At 45.7% G+C, this 15,501-nt stretch carries 29 protein-coding genes; all 29 read right to left on the bottom strand.

What is annotated here, in order from left to right; translation table 11 throughout:
• Positions 1–438: a 50S ribosomal protein L13 gene (gene rplM, locus AXG56_RS00380; RefSeq protein ID WP_008635959.1), complete on the bottom strand. Its 438-nt coding sequence runs from the start codon at positions 436–438 to the stop codon at positions 1–3.
• Between the two features lie 189 nt (positions 439–627).
• Positions 628–1,371, bottom strand: a complete 744-nt coding sequence (truA, locus tag AXG56_RS00375) for a tRNA pseudouridine(38-40) synthase TruA (RefSeq protein WP_008635960.1) — start codon at positions 1,369–1,371, stop codon at positions 628–630.
• 17 nt (positions 1,372–1,388) lie between these two features.
• Complete coding sequence (locus tag AXG56_RS00370; protein ID WP_008635963.1) at positions 1,389–2,186, bottom strand: energy-coupling factor transporter transmembrane protein EcfT; 798 nt, start codon at positions 2,184–2,186, stop codon at positions 1,389–1,391.
• Positions 2,179–3,051 (bottom strand): energy-coupling factor ABC transporter ATP-binding protein, encoded by an 873-nt coding sequence (locus AXG56_RS00365; protein ID WP_008635965.1) that lies wholly within the window; start codon positions 3,049–3,051, stop codon positions 2,179–2,181. Before AXG56_RS00365 ends, AXG56_RS00370 begins: the two co-directional genes overlap by 8 nt.
• Positions 3,027–3,866 (bottom strand): energy-coupling factor ABC transporter ATP-binding protein, encoded by an 840-nt coding sequence (locus tag AXG56_RS00360; protein ID WP_008635967.1) that lies wholly within the window; start codon positions 3,864–3,866, stop codon positions 3,027–3,029. The genes AXG56_RS00365 and AXG56_RS00360 overlap by 25 nt, the downstream gene beginning before the upstream one ends.
• A gap of 177 nt (positions 3,867–4,043) precedes the next feature.
• A complete protein-coding gene (gene rplQ, locus AXG56_RS00355) occupies positions 4,044–4,400 on the bottom strand; it encodes a 50S ribosomal protein L17 (RefSeq protein ID WP_008635969.1) in 357 nt (118 codons plus the stop codon).
• A 45-nt stretch (positions 4,401–4,445) separates the two neighbouring features.
• Positions 4,446–5,390: a DNA-directed RNA polymerase subunit alpha gene (locus AXG56_RS00350; RefSeq protein ID WP_008635970.1), complete on the bottom strand. Its 945-nt coding sequence runs from the start codon at positions 5,388–5,390 to the stop codon at positions 4,446–4,448.
• Positions 5,391–5,569: 179 nt separating this feature from the next.
• Complete coding sequence (rpsK, locus tag AXG56_RS00345; RefSeq protein ID WP_008635972.1) at positions 5,570–5,965, bottom strand: 30S ribosomal protein S11; 396 nt, start codon at positions 5,963–5,965, stop codon at positions 5,570–5,572.
• A gap of 30 nt (positions 5,966–5,995) precedes the next feature.
• Positions 5,996–6,361, bottom strand: coding sequence for a 30S ribosomal protein S13 (gene rpsM, locus AXG56_RS00340; RefSeq protein ID WP_008635973.1), 366 nt, complete (start codon positions 6,359–6,361; stop codon positions 5,996–5,998).
• Between the two features lie 23 nt (positions 6,362–6,384).
• Complete coding sequence (gene rpmJ, locus AXG56_RS00335; RefSeq protein ID WP_002509257.1) at positions 6,385–6,498, bottom strand: 50S ribosomal protein L36; 114 nt, start codon at positions 6,496–6,498, stop codon at positions 6,385–6,387.
• A 28-nt stretch (positions 6,499–6,526) separates the two neighbouring features.
• Positions 6,527–6,745 carry a translation initiation factor IF-1 gene (gene infA / locus AXG56_RS00330; protein WP_008636026.1) on the bottom strand — a complete coding sequence of 73 codons (219 nt, stop codon included), beginning with the start codon at positions 6,743–6,745 and terminating at the stop codon, positions 6,527–6,529.
• Positions 6,723–7,058, bottom strand: a complete 336-nt coding sequence (locus AXG56_RS00325; protein WP_008636028.1) for a KOW domain-containing RNA-binding protein — start codon at positions 7,056–7,058, stop codon at positions 6,723–6,725. The genes infA and AXG56_RS00325 overlap by 23 nt, the downstream gene beginning before the upstream one ends.
• 16 nt (positions 7,059–7,074) lie before the next feature.
• Positions 7,075–7,821: a type I methionyl aminopeptidase gene (gene map, locus AXG56_RS00320; protein ID WP_008636031.1), complete on the bottom strand. Its 747-nt coding sequence runs from the start codon at positions 7,819–7,821 to the stop codon at positions 7,075–7,077.
• Entirely contained in the window at positions 7,818–8,471 is a 654-nt protein-coding gene (locus AXG56_RS00315; RefSeq protein WP_008636033.1) for an adenylate kinase, read from the bottom strand. The genes map and AXG56_RS00315 overlap by 4 nt, the downstream gene beginning before the upstream one ends.
• A 42-nt stretch (positions 8,472–8,513) precedes the next feature.
• Entirely contained in the window at positions 8,514–9,806 is a 1,293-nt protein-coding gene (gene secY / locus AXG56_RS00310; protein ID WP_008636035.1) for a preprotein translocase subunit SecY, read from the bottom strand.
• Entirely contained in the window at positions 9,806–10,246 is a 441-nt protein-coding gene (gene rplO, locus AXG56_RS00305; protein WP_008636038.1) for a 50S ribosomal protein L15, read from the bottom strand. Before rplO ends, secY begins: the two co-directional genes overlap by 1 nt.
• 30 nt (positions 10,247–10,276) lie before the next feature.
• Positions 10,277–10,459 carry a 50S ribosomal protein L30 gene (rpmD, locus tag AXG56_RS00300; RefSeq protein ID WP_008636039.1) on the bottom strand — a complete coding sequence of 61 codons (183 nt, stop codon included), beginning with the start codon at positions 10,457–10,459 and terminating at the stop codon, positions 10,277–10,279.
• A gap of 18 nt (positions 10,460–10,477) precedes the next feature.
• Positions 10,478–10,972 (bottom strand): 30S ribosomal protein S5, encoded by a 495-nt coding sequence (rpsE, locus tag AXG56_RS00295; protein WP_201276727.1) that lies wholly within the window; start codon positions 10,970–10,972, stop codon positions 10,478–10,480.
• A 23-nt stretch (positions 10,973–10,995) separates the two neighbouring features.
• Positions 10,996–11,358 carry a 50S ribosomal protein L18 gene (gene rplR, locus AXG56_RS00290; RefSeq protein WP_026577045.1) on the bottom strand — a complete coding sequence of 121 codons (363 nt, stop codon included), beginning with the start codon at positions 11,356–11,358 and terminating at the stop codon, positions 10,996–10,998.
• A gap of 34 nt (positions 11,359–11,392) precedes the next feature.
• Complete coding sequence (gene rplF, locus AXG56_RS00285; RefSeq protein ID WP_008636046.1) at positions 11,393–11,929, bottom strand: 50S ribosomal protein L6; 537 nt, start codon at positions 11,927–11,929, stop codon at positions 11,393–11,395.
• A gap of 30 nt (positions 11,930–11,959) precedes the next feature.
• Complete coding sequence (gene rpsH / locus AXG56_RS00280; RefSeq protein WP_008636048.1) at positions 11,960–12,358, bottom strand: 30S ribosomal protein S8; 399 nt, start codon at positions 12,356–12,358, stop codon at positions 11,960–11,962.
• Positions 12,359–12,388: 30 nt separating this feature from the next.
• Positions 12,389–12,574: a type Z 30S ribosomal protein S14 gene (locus AXG56_RS00275; protein WP_008636049.1), complete on the bottom strand. Its 186-nt coding sequence runs from the start codon at positions 12,572–12,574 to the stop codon at positions 12,389–12,391.
• Between the two features lie 26 nt (positions 12,575–12,600).
• Positions 12,601–13,140 (bottom strand): 50S ribosomal protein L5, encoded by a 540-nt coding sequence (rplE, locus tag AXG56_RS00270; RefSeq protein ID WP_008636050.1) that lies wholly within the window; start codon positions 13,138–13,140, stop codon positions 12,601–12,603.
• 26 nt (positions 13,141–13,166) lie between these two features.
• Positions 13,167–13,478 carry a 50S ribosomal protein L24 gene (gene rplX / locus AXG56_RS00265; RefSeq protein ID WP_008636051.1) on the bottom strand — a complete coding sequence of 104 codons (312 nt, stop codon included), beginning with the start codon at positions 13,476–13,478 and terminating at the stop codon, positions 13,167–13,169.
• Between the two features lie 39 nt (positions 13,479–13,517).
• Entirely contained in the window at positions 13,518–13,886 is a 369-nt protein-coding gene (gene rplN / locus AXG56_RS00260) for a 50S ribosomal protein L14 (protein WP_008636052.1), read from the bottom strand.
• 42 nt (positions 13,887–13,928) lie between these two features.
• Complete coding sequence (gene rpsQ / locus AXG56_RS00255; RefSeq protein WP_008636053.1) at positions 13,929–14,192, bottom strand: 30S ribosomal protein S17; 264 nt, start codon at positions 14,190–14,192, stop codon at positions 13,929–13,931.
• A gap of 24 nt (positions 14,193–14,216) precedes the next feature.
• Entirely contained in the window at positions 14,217–14,417 is a 201-nt protein-coding gene (gene rpmC, locus AXG56_RS00250) for a 50S ribosomal protein L29 (RefSeq protein WP_008636054.1), read from the bottom strand.
• Positions 14,407–14,841 carry a 50S ribosomal protein L16 gene (rplP, locus tag AXG56_RS00245; protein ID WP_008636056.1) on the bottom strand — a complete coding sequence of 145 codons (435 nt, stop codon included), beginning with the start codon at positions 14,839–14,841 and terminating at the stop codon, positions 14,407–14,409. Before rplP ends, rpmC begins: the two co-directional genes overlap by 11 nt.
• A gap of 18 nt (positions 14,842–14,859) precedes the next feature.
• Positions 14,860–15,501: a 30S ribosomal protein S3 gene (gene rpsC / locus AXG56_RS00240; protein WP_008636059.1), complete on the bottom strand. Its 642-nt coding sequence runs from the start codon at positions 15,499–15,501 to the stop codon at positions 14,860–14,862.

Here is a 15,501-nt window from a genome sequence, read left to right as displayed (position 1 = left end):
TTATCCGCGAAGTTCATAAACTTCTGGTTTTTGTGCTTCATGCTTGTGCTCAGCTCCAGCGAAAACATGAAGTTTCTTGCCCATTTTACGTCCAAGACTTCCTTTAGGAAGCATACCTTTAACAGCAAGCTCAAGCATTTGCTCAGGGTATTTCGTACGCATTTCGTTAGCTGTACGGGACTTCAATCCACCTGGGTGGTTGGAGTGACGGTAGTAGATCTTATCGTTGATCTTGTTACCTGTAAGTTGGATTTCACCTGCGTTGATGATAATGACATGATCACCTGTATCAACGTGTGGTGTGTAAGTTGGTTTATGTTTACCGCGAAGGATCGCAGCAACTTCGCTCGCTAAACGGCCAAGTGTTTGCCCTGCAGCATCCACAACATACCATTTACGTTCAACGTTGTTTTCATTTGCCATGAAAGTTGTGCGCATATCTGTTTCCCTCCTGAATTGTTTAATTTCACATAGACTTCGTAACTACTTTATCATTTATCTCAAATACGATTAGATTTCCGGGGCTAACCGTGGTATAGAAATAAAATGCCATAGAATATAATATAACACCCTACAGCCAAATGTCAAGGGCGTGCACACCTGGAATCGTTGTTTTTTTAATAACTTTTATTGGTAAAAAACTTCCCAGAGAAATAACCCTTGTGGAGGAGCTGTTTTCCCGGCGGCAGCCCGATCCATTGCAGCAAGAATTCTTGGGATGGAAGCAGGCTCTCTCTCATGCCGCCCTACCTCCAAAAGTGTACCGACAAGAATCCGGACCATATTATAAAGGAAGCCGGAGCCTCGGAACAGGAACACGATCTCTGCCCCTTCTTTCCGGATGGATGCTTCATAAATCGTCCGGACTTTGTCGCCTTTAATATCTGTCTTCGGAGAACAAAAAGACGTAAAGTCATGTTCTCCCTCCAACAGCCGGCACGCCTCCTTCATCGCAGCCATATCAAGCTCTGCCTTCACGTGATACGTATGATGGCGCTTGAACAGCTGTCTGTCCCTGTCATTCCATACATAGTACCGGTATTCTTTCCCTACGGTCCCGTAACGGGCATGGAAATCCTCCGGAACTGCTTCTGAATGAGTGATCATAATATCATCCGGAAGCAGAGAGTTGACGGCCCTCTTCCAATTCTCATCCGGAATGGAAAGCGGTGTGTCGAAATGTATAACCTGCCCCATGGCATGAACGCCGGCATCGGTCCTTCCGGAGGCAGTCACTTTGACCGTTTCTCCTTTATGGATTTTAGCCAGTGCTTTCTCCAGCTCCGCCTGAATCGTATTACCATTCGGCTGTACCTGATACCCGGCATAGGCCGTACCGTCATACTGCAGGGTGAACTTCATACGCTGCATCTTCCAGTCCTCCCTTTTCAGCTTCTGGTGAGGAAGAGCACAAGGACCACAACAGCAAAAACGACATACGTAAAGACGTCGATTCGGCCGATGCGGAGTTCCCTCAGCTTCGTCCTGCCTTCACCGCCCTGGTATCCTCTTGCTTCCATCGCCATAGCGAGCTCTTCTGCACGCTTAAAAGCGCTGACGAATAGTGGGACAAGCAAAGGGACGACAGCCTTTACACGGTCCTTAAAACGACCTGTACGGAAGTCTACTCCTCTGGAAGCCTGTGCTTTTGATATTTTTTCTGTTTCCTGCATAAGTGTCGGGATAAAACGCAGGGAAATGGACATCATTAACGCCAGCTCATGGACAGGGAATCGAACCTTCTTCAAAGGACCGAGTAGATCTTCAATAGCATCGGTTATTTCAATCGGTGTCGTTGTCAATGTAAGCAGGGATGTGACCAGAATCAAAAGAAAGAATCGAAGAGAGATAGCTGCCCCTTGGATCAATCCTTCTTCATACACGTTCCATCCGAACACAGAAAAAGCGACCTCCCCTTGTCTTGTGACAAACAAGTGGAGCAGGAACGTGAAAATAATCAGGAACCAAACCGGCTTCAACCCTTTCATAATATACCGAAACGGCACTTTAGACAGGAGAGCGCTCCCGACAGCAAAGACAGCAAGAACCCCGTAACTCCAAACAGAATTAGCAAAAAATACAACGATGACAAAAAAGAAGATCAACGCGATTTTCGAGCGGGGGTCCAGCCGGTGGATAAAGGAATCCGTAGGAATGTACTGCCCGATGATCATCGAACTACTCACGAGCGGCACCCCCTCTCCCTTTATCAGCAAGAAGAGCTGCCAATTCCTCCATGGTTTCTCCTTTGTATTCCATATCCCATCCGAACTTCTCATTAACTTTGGCAAGGAACTGAATCACTTCCGGTACATCGAGCTGCACCTGCTCCAAAGCGTCCTTCTGCTTAAATATATCCAACGGGGCACCTTCCATATAGAGCTTCCCGTGATTCATAATAAGAATGTAATCCGCATAGGAGAGCGCGTCTTCCATACTGTGAGTGACGAGGATCGTCGTCAATTCCTTCTCTTTATGGAGATTGGAAAACATATTCATAATTTCCTTCTGCCCGCGCGGGTCGAGCCCGGCCGTCGGTTCATCCAATACAAGGACACGCGGATTCATTGCGAGCACCCCGGATATGGCCACCCTGCGCATCTGTCCACCACTTAAATCGAAAGGAGAACGTTCCAACAATTCTTCCGGGAGATGGGTAGCTTCTACAGCTTCCTTGATTCTGCGATCGATTTCTTTCTGTTCCACCCCGAAGTTCTGGGGACCGAACGCGATATCCTTCGCAACCGTTTCTTCAAACAACTGATGTTCGGGATACTGGAACACAACTCCGACACTCTCCCGCAGATTTCTCAAATCTTTATTCTTCTCTCCAGCCGTAAGCTTGTAGTCGCCGATTTGAACGTTTCCGCTCGTAGGCTGAAGCAGTCCATTTAAGTGTTGGATCAGCGTGGATTTCCCCGATCCTGTATGACCGATGACGGCGACAAAAGAGCCGGAAGGTATTTCGAAGGATAGATCATCCAATGCTTTATGCTCGAACGGGCTGTTCGGTTGATAGACGTAACTTACATGGTCGAACGTGATGTCCATAATTCCTCCAATAACTCCTGGTGATTGAGTGGCTCACGAGAAAGCATCACACCTTCTGTCTTCAGGTGATCTGCCAATTTACTGACAAATGGAGTATCTAAGCCAATTTCGGTTAAGTTATCTTTCTTTGAAAAGACCTCTCTCGGAGTTCCTTCCATCCATACCTGTCCTTTATTCATGACGATTACCCGGGATGCCTGGGTCACCTCATGAAGGTCGTGCGTTATAGTGATCAAGGATAAGTCTCTTTCCCGTTGAACATCACGGACCGTTTCCATGATCTCTTTCCGACCTTTCGGATCCAGCATAGCGGTCGCTTCATCCAGGATGATGAAAGCCGGTGATACAGCAAGCACACTCGCAATCGCCACGCGCTGCTTCTGCCCTCCGGACAAACGGTGGGGCTCGTGACGCTCATACTCCTGCATACGGACTGAAGCAAGGCTGTCTTTGATTCTCTGCTGCATCAAATCTCTGGGCATACCGTGATTCTCCATCCCGAAAGCGACATCATCACGAACCGTGGTTCCAACGAATTGGTTATCAGGGTTTTGGAAGACCATACCGACCTTCTTCCTGATTTCCCATACGCTCTCCTGCGTTACCGCCTGACCGTCCACTAATATTTCCCCTTCTTGAGGAAATAATAGCCCGTTCATAAGCTTGGCAATCGTCGATTTCCCTGAGCCGTTATGTCCGATAATGGCTACCCATTCATTCGGGCCAAGCGTGAAGCTGACGTCATTTAAAACCCACGGCATGTCCTCCTGATAACGAAAGGATACATTCCGAAACTCGACTTGTCTCTCTCCCATTTGTGTTCCTCCTCTGCTCAACTGACTATTTCCCAGGAAATATGACACTATTCCCCGCAAACGACTGCTGACGAGTAGTCTCCTATTCGTCAGCAAGCGATAATTGTGTATAAAAAAAGGGCTGGATGTAACCTCGCGATGAGATTCACTCCTGCCCTTTTACCCCAATGGTATTCATTAAACTAGTTCAATGATCGCCATTTTCGCTCCATCGCCTTTACGCTCGCCTAGCTTAAGCACGCGAGTATAACCACCTTGGCGGTCTTCGTAGCGTGGGCCGATTTCAGAGAATAGCTTCTGCAAAGCTGTTTGCTCTTCGCCTTCCGCCTTCACGTTGTAAAGGAATGCTTCAGCTTGACGACGGGCATGAAGATCGCCGCGTTTACCAAGAGTAATCATTTTCTCTACTACAGAGCGAAGTTCTTTCGCTTTAGCTTCTGTTGTCTCCAAACGTTCGTGAACAATCAGGTCAGTCGCCAGGTTGCGAAGCAACGCCATGCGCTGATCTGTTGTACGTCCTAGTTTTCTAGCCATTGATAATCCCTCCCTTAACTGAATCTCTTAGATGTTCTATATCGATTAATCTTCTTTTCTTAGACCTAATCCCAACTCGTCCAACTTGTGCTTCACTTCTTCAAGTGACTTGCGACCAAGGTTACGGACCTTCATCATATCTTCTTCAGATTTATTCGCAAGCTCCTGCACGGTGTTGATACCAGCACGCTTCAAGCAGTTATAGGAACGTACAGACAGGTCAAGTTCTTCAATCGTCATCTCAAGGACTTTCTCTTTTTGGTCCTCTTCTTTCTCAACCATGATTTCAGCTTTTTGAGCTTCATCAGTAAGGCTGACAAAGATATTGAGGTGTTCCATATAGATTTTAGCCCCTAAGGAGATTGCTTCTTCTGGGCGGATGCTGCCATCCGTCCACACGTCTAATGTCAACTTGTCAAAATTAGACGTTTGACCAATTCTTGTGTTCTCTACTTGATACGTTACACGGGATACCGGTGTAAAGATAGAATCAACCGGAATAACGCCGATTGGTAGATCCTCGTGGTTGTTTCCTTCTGCCGGACGATATCCTCGGCCGCGTTCCGCAGTGATGCGCGCACGGAAGCTGGCACTGCTGTCCAGTGTAGCGATATGGAGATCCGGGTTAAGAATTTCCACATCACTATCGTGCGTGATGTCAGCCGCTGTAACTTTTCCTTCACCCTGTACATCAATTTCCAAAGTCTTTTCTTCGTCGGAGTAAACCTTCAAAGCTAGTTTCTTCAGATTCAGAATGACAGTTGTAACATCTTCTACTACTCCATCAATAGTGGAGAATTCATGAAGAACACCATCAATCTGAACAGATGTGACTGCAGAGCCAGGAAGTGAGGATAATAGGATACGACGCAAGGAGTTCCCTAGAGTTGTACCATACCCACGCTCAAGCGGTTCGACGACGAACTTACCAAAAGTAGACTCATCGCTGATCTCGACCGTTTCAATCTTTGGCTTTTCAATTTCGATCATTTACACTAAACCCTCCTTCAAAACGTCGAAACCCCGGTTAGACAAACGGTCTAACCGAAATTCCTCAGGTAGGCAGTCCCGATAAAAAGACAACTGCATATTTTCTCTGTCTACTGCGGTGATGATAAAAGCTATCATAACCCATTATAGACAGGGTGACAAATTCTATTCAGAACTTATTATACGCGACGACGTTTTGGTGGGCGGCAACCATTGTGTGGTACTGGTGTTACGTCACGGATTGCCGTGATTTCAAGACCTGCTGCTTGTAGAGAACGGATTGCTGCTTCACGACCAGCACCAGGGCCTTTAACTGTAACTTCAAGAGTTTTCATACCGTTGTCCATAGCATCTTTCGCTGCAGCTTCAGAAGCCATTTGAGCAGCGAATGGAGTAGATTTACGGGAACCTTTGAAACCAAGAGCTCCAGCACTGCTCCAGCTGATTACGTTACCTTGGACATCAGTGACCGTTACGATTGTGTTGTTGAATGTAGAGCGGATGTGTGCCACACCGGACTCAATATTCTTTTTCACGCGGCGTTTACGACTACGAGTGTTTCCTTTACGTGCCATATAGTTTGCTTACCTCCTTTGTGTTGCTTATTATTTACGTTTGTTAGCCACTGTACGACGTGGGCCTTTACGTGTACGAGAGTTGTTTTTCGTTCTTTGTCCACGAAGTGGAAGACCGCGACGATGACGGATACCACGGTAAGAACCGATCTCAATCAAACGTTTGATGTTTAGAGAGTTCTCACGACGAAGGTCACCTTCAACGTTGTACTGTTCCACTGCTTGACGGATTTGCGCTAGTTCGTCCTCTGTAAGATCGCGAACACGTGTATCCTCAGATACGCCGGCTTCAGCCAGTACGTCTTTAGCAAGGGAATTACCGATTCCATATACATAAGTTAATGAAATTACCACGCGTTTGTCACGCGGAATATCTACTCCTGCGATACGTGCCATATGGTACGTGCACCTCCTTCAGTTTAGCCTTGTTTTTGTTTATGCTTAGGGTTTTCACAGATAACCATGACTTTACCTTTTCGTTTGATGACTTTGCATTTTTCGCAAATTGGTTTTACAGAAGGTCTTACCTTCATCATCCATACCTCCTTTTAGATCGGAGTTTTATTTATAACGGTACGTAATACGTCCTTTAGTTAAATCATAAGGGGAAAGTTCTACCGTTACCTTATCTCCTGGTAAGATTCGGATGAAGTGCATGCGAATTTTACCGGATACGTGAGCTAAAACGGAGTGACCGTTCTCGAGTTCAACCTTGAACTGTGCGTTCGGTAAGGTTTCAACGACGGTCCCTTCTACTTCAATTACATCGTCTTTCGCCATCGAGTTGATCTCCCTTCTTCAAATCAGTCACTGCTTCATTGACATATTTTGATACGGCAAATCGAAGCTTGCCATTTGTGACACGACCAGTTTCCAGAAGGCTGTCCTGGACTTCCGGAGAGATGAAATCCATAAGCTCAACATGTTGCAAATTCTTTCTCTTTGGTCGATCATACTTACGTTTCTCTCCGTCGGCAAGCAGCACAAAGCGGCCATCCAGCACATCGATCACAACCGCATACTGTCCTGCCTCTCGCCCCTGCACAATACGAACAATTTGACCTATTCGAGGACTCGACTCAGATTCGTTCAAAAACGATCACCTTCATTTAGGATTTTGTTAAAATCTCATAACCCTCATCCGTTATCGCGATGGTGTGCTCAAAGTGTGCGCACATCTTTCCATCTTGAGTAACTACCGTCCAACGGTCACCCAGTGTCTTCACATAGCGTGAACCTGCGTTAACCATCGGCTCAACTGCCAAAACCATTCCTGGTTTCAAACGCGGGCCTTTGTTCGGCGGACCATAATGAGGGATCTGCGGATCCTCATGAAGTTCCCTGCCGACGCCGTGCCCGACATATTCACGAACAATGGAGAACCCTTCCGGCTCTACACAGCTCTGAATGGCATGCGATATATTTGAAAGGCGTACACCTGGTTTTGCTTCATCAAGTCCCTTAAACAGTGATTGTTCTGTAACTCTCAGCAACTCCATTGTATCGTCATCGACGGTACCGACCGGATACGTCCAGGCCGAATCCCCGTGATAACCTTTATACTTCGCACCTATGTCGATGCTGATGATATCTCCGTTGTTCAGGACCCTGTCACCAGGAATACCATGAACAAGTTCTTCGTTAACAGATGCACATATACTGCCACGGAATCCATTATAACCTTTAAAAGAAGGGATTGCATCCATACTGCGTATGAACTTATCTGCAATCTTATCCAATTCGCCCGTCGTTATACCAGGTCGAATGTTTTCTTTCAGCTTTTGGTGCGTTAAGGCAACAATTCTGCCTGCTTCACGCATGATGTCTAACTCCCGTGGTGTTTTACATATAATCATTCAGCCAGGGCTCCCAGCTTCTGATCGATGTCCTGAAAAACTTCGTTGATATCTTTGTCACCTTCAAAGGATACGAGGTAGCCTTTATCCTGGTAGAAATCGATGAGTGGCTGAGTTTGTTCAACATTAACCTCTAAACGCTTCTTCACAGTTGCCGGCTGGTCGTCTTCACGCTGAATCAACTCGGAGCCGTCGTGATCACATTTCCCTTCCTCTTGTGGAGGATTGAAGATTACGTGATACGTAGCGCCGCAAGTCGGGCAGACGCGTCGTCCAGTCAGACGCTCGATGAGTTGGTCTTGTGGAACATCGATATGAAGCACATAATCCAATGATGCATCCATATCGTTCAGCAGATTTTCAAGAGCTTCTGCCTGTGCAATGGTTCTAGGGAAACCATCGAGCAGGAAGCCTTGATTGCAATCCGGCTTGCTCAGACGTTCGCGAACGATTCCGATGGTAACTTCATCCGGAACCAATTCGCCTTTGTCCATATATGATTTGGCTTCATTGCCAAGTGCTGTTCCTTCTTTGATAGCTAAACGGAACATATCTCCAGTTGAGATATGAGGGATGTCATATTTTTCGACTATCTTCTCAGCCTGAGTACCTTTACCTGCCCCAGGGAGACCCATCAGAATTAAATTCAACGTGTTCCCCTCGCTCTCATTTTCATTAGCGGTTGAAGCTAATTATTTAATAAATCCTGAGTAATGGCGTTTCACAAGCTGGCTCTCCAGTTGCTTCATCATTTCGAGGGCAACCCCGACTACGATGAGCAGGCTGGTGCCTCCAATTTGTACGCTCGCAGGCAGATTAGCCACAGAACCTAATATGATTGGAAGGATAGCAACAGCTGCTAGGAAGATGGAACCTACGAAAGTCAATCGGTACATCACACGTGTCAAGTACGTTTCCGTATTGGCACCAGGACGGATCCCCGGGATGTAGCCGCCTTGCTTCTTCAAATTATCCGCCATTTGTTCCGGGTTTACCTGAACAAATGTATAGAAATAAGTGAAAGCAATGATTAACGCAACATAGATAATCATTCCAGGCCAGTTTTGATAATCAAAGATATATTGAATGACGGAGGCTACTTCACTGTCTTCGAAGAATCCAGCGACCGTTCTCGGTGCGATGATAAAGGATATCGCAAAGATAACGGGAATAACTCCTGCCGCATTCACTTTTATCGGTAAGTGGGTGGAATGCCCGCCTACAGGTGAACGATTTACTAATCGTTTAGCATATTGGATCGGTATTTTACGCAGGGCCTGTTGGATGAAGATAACTCCGACAATGACCGCCACGATGACAAGCAAAATCAACGCGATAATAATCAGATTGATGAACAGCTCTTCTCCGGCACCGGAAATGTACTGATCATACAATTGATTGACACCCGTCGGGATTGCTGCAACGATTCCTGCGAAAATCAGGATGGATATCCCGTTTCCGACACCATGTGCAGTGATTTGCTCACCAAGCCACATAAGGAATGCCGTTCCGCCAGTCAGAACAACGGCAATGACTAAGAATTTCCCTACTCCCGGGTTTGTGATCAATTGACCACCTGCGAGAGCATTGAAACCGATAGACATACCAATAGCCTGAATAAAGGCAAGAACGATGGTTCCATAGCGGGTAAACTGAGCTAACTTTCGACGGCCAACTTCACCTTGTTTCTTCCATTCCGCAAATTTCGGAACAACGTCCATCTGCAATAACTGCATGATGATGGAGGCAGTAATGTAGGGCATGATCCCCATAGCAAAGATGGAGAAGTTCTGCAATGCCCCGCCTCCGAATGTGTTCAGAAATCCGAACGCATTCTGATCATCCATGAAGTTGATGGCGTCTCTGTTGGTAAAAGGGACCGGGATGAATGTTCCAAGGCGAAATACTACAAGCATCAACAAAGTGAAGATGATCTTGCGTCGAATATCACCTACGCGCATAAAATTGGAGATTGTCCGGAACATTAAATCACCTCAGTTTGACCGCCCGCAGCTTCAATAGCTTCTTTAGCAGAAGCAGAGAATTTGTGAGCTTTCACTGTAAGTTTCTTCTCGATGCTTCCTTTAGCTAGTACTTTAATGCCGGCTTTTTGGTTGCTTACCACGCCAGTTTCAAGCAATAGTTCTGGAGTAACCTCTGTGCCTTCTTCAAAACGATTCAATGCATCAAGGTTGATGATCGCGAATTCCTTACGGTGAACGTTAGTGAAACCACGCTTAGGCAGACGTTGGAACAATGGCATTTGACCACCTTCGAAGCCTGGGCGTGTTTTGCTACCAGAACGTTGACCTTGACCTTTATGTCCACGTCCAGAAGTTTTACCGTTACCGGAAGCCATTCCGCGTCCTACACGGTTGCGTTCTTTACGAGTACCTTGAGCAGGTTTAAGTTCATGCAGTTTCATTCGTTGCACCTCCTTATTACTTTTGTTTGATTATACTTCTTTAACTGTAACTAGGTGAGACACCTTTTTAGCCATACCTCGGATCGCTGGGTTATCTTCAAGTACGACAGTTTGACGGATCTTATTCAGACCTAGCGCCTTGACAGTAGAGCGCTGATCCTGCGGTCTACCAATAACACTGCGCGTGAGGGTAATTTCTAACTGTTTAGCCATTTTATTTCCCTCCTTATCCTACAGTTCTTCTACAGACTTACCACGAAGTCTAGCGACGTCTTCCGCACGCTTAAGCTCGCTAAGTCCAGTGATTGTAGCACGCACCATGTTGATTGGTGTGTTAGAACCAAGTGACTTAGAAAGGATGTCTTGAACACCTGCAAGCTCAAGTACCGCACGTACTGGTCCACCTGCGATAACTCCTGTACCTTCTGCAGCTGGTTTCATAAGAATGCTTCCAGCGCCGAAGCGTCCAGTGATTTCGTGTGGGATTGTCGTGTCCTTAACTGGAACTGTAATTAGATTTTTCTTCGCGTCATCGATGGCCTTCTTGATAGCTTCTGGTACCTCTTGGGCTTTACCTGTACCAAAACCTACATGACCATTTTTATCTCCGACTACTACTAGTGCAGCAAAACGGAAGCGACGTCCACCTTTTACTACTTTAGCTACGCGGTTGATCGTAACTACGCGTTCTTCAAGATCAAGTTTGTTAGGGTCGATGTTTGTAATCATTTATGTCCCTCCTTTGGCTATTAAAATTCTAGGCCTGCTTCGCGAGCGGCTTCAGCTAGAGCTTTCACACGTCCATGATACAAGTAACCGCCACGGTCGAATACAACAACTTTAAAACCGTTGTCGATCGCACGTTTCGCTACCATTTCACCGACTTTTTGTGCAGCTTCTACGTTGCTTGTGTTATCAAGATCGAATCCTTTGTCTACAGTAGATGCGCTAGCAACTGTAACTTGTGCTTCATCGTTGATAAGCTGAGCGTAAATGTGGTTGTTAGAGCGGTACACGTTCAAACGAGGACGTTCTGCTGTACCGAAAACATTCTTACGTACGCGAGCATGACGCTTCTTACGTACGACATTCTTGTCTGCCTTCGTGATCATCTGGGTCACTCCTTTCTATACGTTACATTAAGACTTACTTAGCTGTCTTACCTTCTTTTCTGCGTACATGTTCGCCTTCGTAGCGAATTCCTTTACCTTTGTAAGGCTCTGGAGGACGGATTGCACGAATCTTCGCTGCAACAGCGCCGACTAGTTCTTTATCGATACCTTTAACGATTACTTTCGTGTTCGTCGGTACTTCGATTTCGATGCCTTCACGGTTTTCCACTTCAACCGGGTGAGAGTAACCAGCGTTGATGACTACTGTCTGACCCTGTTTCTGTGCACGGTAACCTACACCGATGATTTCAAGGCTCTTTTCGTAACCTTTAGATACACCTTCAACCATGTTTCCGATCAGGCTGCGTGTAGTTCCGTGAAGTGCACGGTGATCTTTATGATCGCTTGGACGAGATACGCTTAGTACGTTGTCCTCGATCTTAACTGTGATGTCCTGGTGGAATGTACGAGTCAATTCCCCTTTAGGACCTTTCACTGTGATTGTATTGTTATCCTGAGTGATTTCTACACCTTCAGGAATTTCAAGTGTTTTTAAACCTACGCGAGACATATTGTTGCACCTCCTGTCTGATCTGTTTTTTTACCAGACGTAAGCTAGAACTTCGCCACCGATGGCTTGTTCACGAGCTTCTTTGTCTGTCAATACACCTTTAGAAGTAGATACGACGGCTACACCAAGACCGTTAAGAACTTTTGGAAGTTCTTCAGCATTAGCGTAAACGCGAAGACCTGGTTTACTGATACGCTTCACACCAGTAATTACGCGCTCGTTGTTTTGACCGTACTTAAGGAAGATGCGAAGGACGCCTTGCTTGTTGTCTTCAACAAATTCGTAGTCACGTACAAAACCTTCACGCTTAAGGATATCAGCGATTTCTTTTTTCACGTTGGAAGCTGGAAGCTCAAGCTTCTCGTGACGCACCATGTTAGCGTTACGAATACGTGTCAGCATATCTGCAATTGGATCTGTCATTGTCATAACTCATTTACCTCCTTCCCTGTTAGGGGTTTACCAGCTGGCTTTTTTGACACCAGGGATTTGTCCTTTATATGCAAGTTCACGGAAACAAATACGGCAAAGCTTAAACTTACGAAGTACGGAGTGTGGACGTCCGCAACGTTCACAGCGAGTGTATTCTTGTACTTGGTACTTCGATTTACGCTGTTGCTTCGCGACCATTGATTTTTTAGCCACTATTTTCCCTCCTTAATGTTAGCTCATTATTTTTGGAACGGCATTCCGAATTGAGCTAATAGTTCGCGCGCTTCTTCATCAGAATCAGCAGTTGTAACGATAACGATGTCCATGCCGCGCACTTTACTTACTTTATCGTAGTCGATTTCTGGGAAAATCAATTGCTCTTTAACACCTAGTGTGTAGTTTCCACGACCGTCGAAAGCTTTCTTAGAAATACCACGGAAGTCACGCACACGCGGTAGAGATACTGCGACTAGCTTGTGGAAGAATTCGTACATGCGCTCACCGCGAAGTGTAACCTTCGCACCGATCGGCATACCTTCACGCAGACGGAATCCTGCAATTGATTTCTTAGCTTTAGTGATAACTGGCTTCTGACCAGTGATTAGAGTCAACTCTTCTACTGCTGTATCCAGTGCTTTTGCGTTCTGAACCGCATCACCAACACCCATGTTGATAACGATCTTCTCGATCTTAGGTGTTTGCATAATAGATTCATATTCAAATTTGTTCATCAACGATGGAACAATTTCTTCTTTATATTGTTTCTTTAGTTCGTTCATCGTGTGGCCCTCCTTTCCTCTATGGGTTATTTATCTAGCGCTTCACCAGATTTTTTCGCGATACGAACTTTTTTGCCGTCCTCGACTTTGTATCCAACACGTGTTGGCTCGCCAGTCTTTGGATCGATTGGCATAACGTTTGATACGTGGATCGGTGCTTCTTGTGTCAAGATACCCCCCTGTGGGTTATCTTGAGAAGGTTTAGCGTGTTTCTTAACTTCGTTCACACCCTCAACAAGGACACGATCTTTCTTTGGATAAGCTTCAAGGATTGTACCTTGCTTGCCTTTATCCTTACCAGTAATAACCATTACTTTGTCACCTTTTTTTACGTGCATGCTTCGCGCACCTCCTTAACAAGGCATTTCATTCAGGTTTTACAATACTTCTGGAGCTAGAGATACAATCTTCATGAATTTAGCATCACGAAGTTCACGAGCTACCGGTCCGAAGATACGAGTACCGCGTGGGCCTTTATCATCACGCACGATTACTGCTGCGTTTTCATCAAAACGGATGTAAGAACCATCTTTACGGCGAACTCCACTCTTAGTACGGACGATGACGGCTTTAACTACCTCACCTTTTTTAACAACGCCCCCTGGTGTTGCTTGTTTCACAGTAGCAGTGATGATATCACCGATGTTGGCTGTTTTACGACCTGATCCACCCAAAACTTTGATGGTTTGGATTTCACGAGCGCCGGAGTTATCTGCAACTTTAAGACGAGATTCCTGTTGAATCATACCATGTAACCTCCCTTCGGATTAAATCCGAGCGAACTTTTATTAGATAATGACAGACTCTTCAACAACGTCTAGCAAACGGAAACGCTTGGATGCGGATAGTGGACGAGTTTCCATAATACGCACGATATCGCCGTTTTTAGCTTGGTTGTTTTCGTCATGTGCTTTAAGCTTTTTAGAGTACTTTACGCGCTTGCCGTAAAGCTTGTGGAACTTATAAGTTTCTACTAAAACTGTGATCGTTTTGTCCATTTTGTCAGATACGACACGGCCAGTATAAACTTTACGATTATTACGTTCAGTCATGTGAGGGTGACCTCCTCTCATCTATTAGTTATTTACGCCTAGCTCACGTTCACGAGCAACAGTCTTCATACGAGCGATAGACTTACGAACCTCACGGATACGTGCAGTGTTCTCAAGTTGACCTGTTGCCAATTGGAAGCGTAGGTTGAAAAGTTCTTCTTTAAGAGACTTAACTTTTTGTTCAATTTCGGCAGTGGTTAATTCACGGATCTCATTAGCCTTCATTGATTTCACCACCAATTTCTTCACGTTTTACGAACTTCGTACGGATCGGCAGCTTGTGTGAAGCAAGACGCAACGCTTCGCGTGCAACTTCTTCTGATACACCTGCGATCTCGAACATAATTTTCCCTGGTTTCACTACAGCTACGAAACCTTCTGGAGCACCTTTACCGGAACCCATACGTACTTCTAGGGGTTTAGCAGTATAAGGCTTATCTGGGAAGATTTTAATCCATACTTTACCGCCACGCTTCATGTAACGAGTCATCGCGATACGCGCTGCCTCGATTTGACGGGCTGTGATCCAAGCACGATCAATTGCTTGCAAACCATATTCACCGAAAGCTACTTCAGTACCGCCTTTTGCACGGCCTTTTAAGCTTGTACGGTGTTGACGACGATATTTAACACGTTTAGGCATTAACATAATGCTTTTCCCCCTTCCTTACTTGTTTGATTTAGTTGGAAGGACTTCGCCACGATAAATCCACACTTTGACACCAAGCTTACCGTAAGTTGTGTCAGCTTCTGCAGTTCCGTAATCGATATCTGCACGAAGTGTGTGTAGTGGTACTGTTCCTTCACTGTAATATTCAGCACGAGCGATGTCTGCTCCGCCTAGACGGCCAGATACTTGAGTACGAATACCTTTCGCTCCTGCACGCATAGCGCGTTGGATTGTTTGTTTCTGAGCACGACGGAAAGATACGCGGTTTTCCAATTGACGTGCGATATTGTCAGCTACAAGAGTAGCGTCAAGATCAGGCTTTTTCACTTCAACGATGTTGATGTGAACACGTTTGCCGCTCAGTTGATTTAGTGCTTTACGAAGTGCTTCAACTTCGGAACCACCTTTACCGATAACCATTCCTGGTTTAGCTGTGTGTACAGTAATGTTCACACGGTTAGCTGCGCGTTCGATTTCGACTTTGGAAAGGGCAGCATCTTTAAGACGGTTTTCAACATATTCACGAATCTTAATGTCTTCATGTAACAAGTCTGCATAGTCTTTGCCAGCGTACCACTTGGATTCCCAGTCGCGGATTACGCCGATACGAAGACCAATCGGATTAATTTTTTGACCCAC

This window comes from Halobacillus sp. KGW1, assembly GCF_001592845.1.
In the GTDB taxonomy this organism is placed as follows: Bacteria; Bacillota; Bacilli; order Bacillales; family Halobacillaceae; genus Halobacillus.
This window is presented reverse-complemented; position numbering and strand designations above follow the sequence as displayed.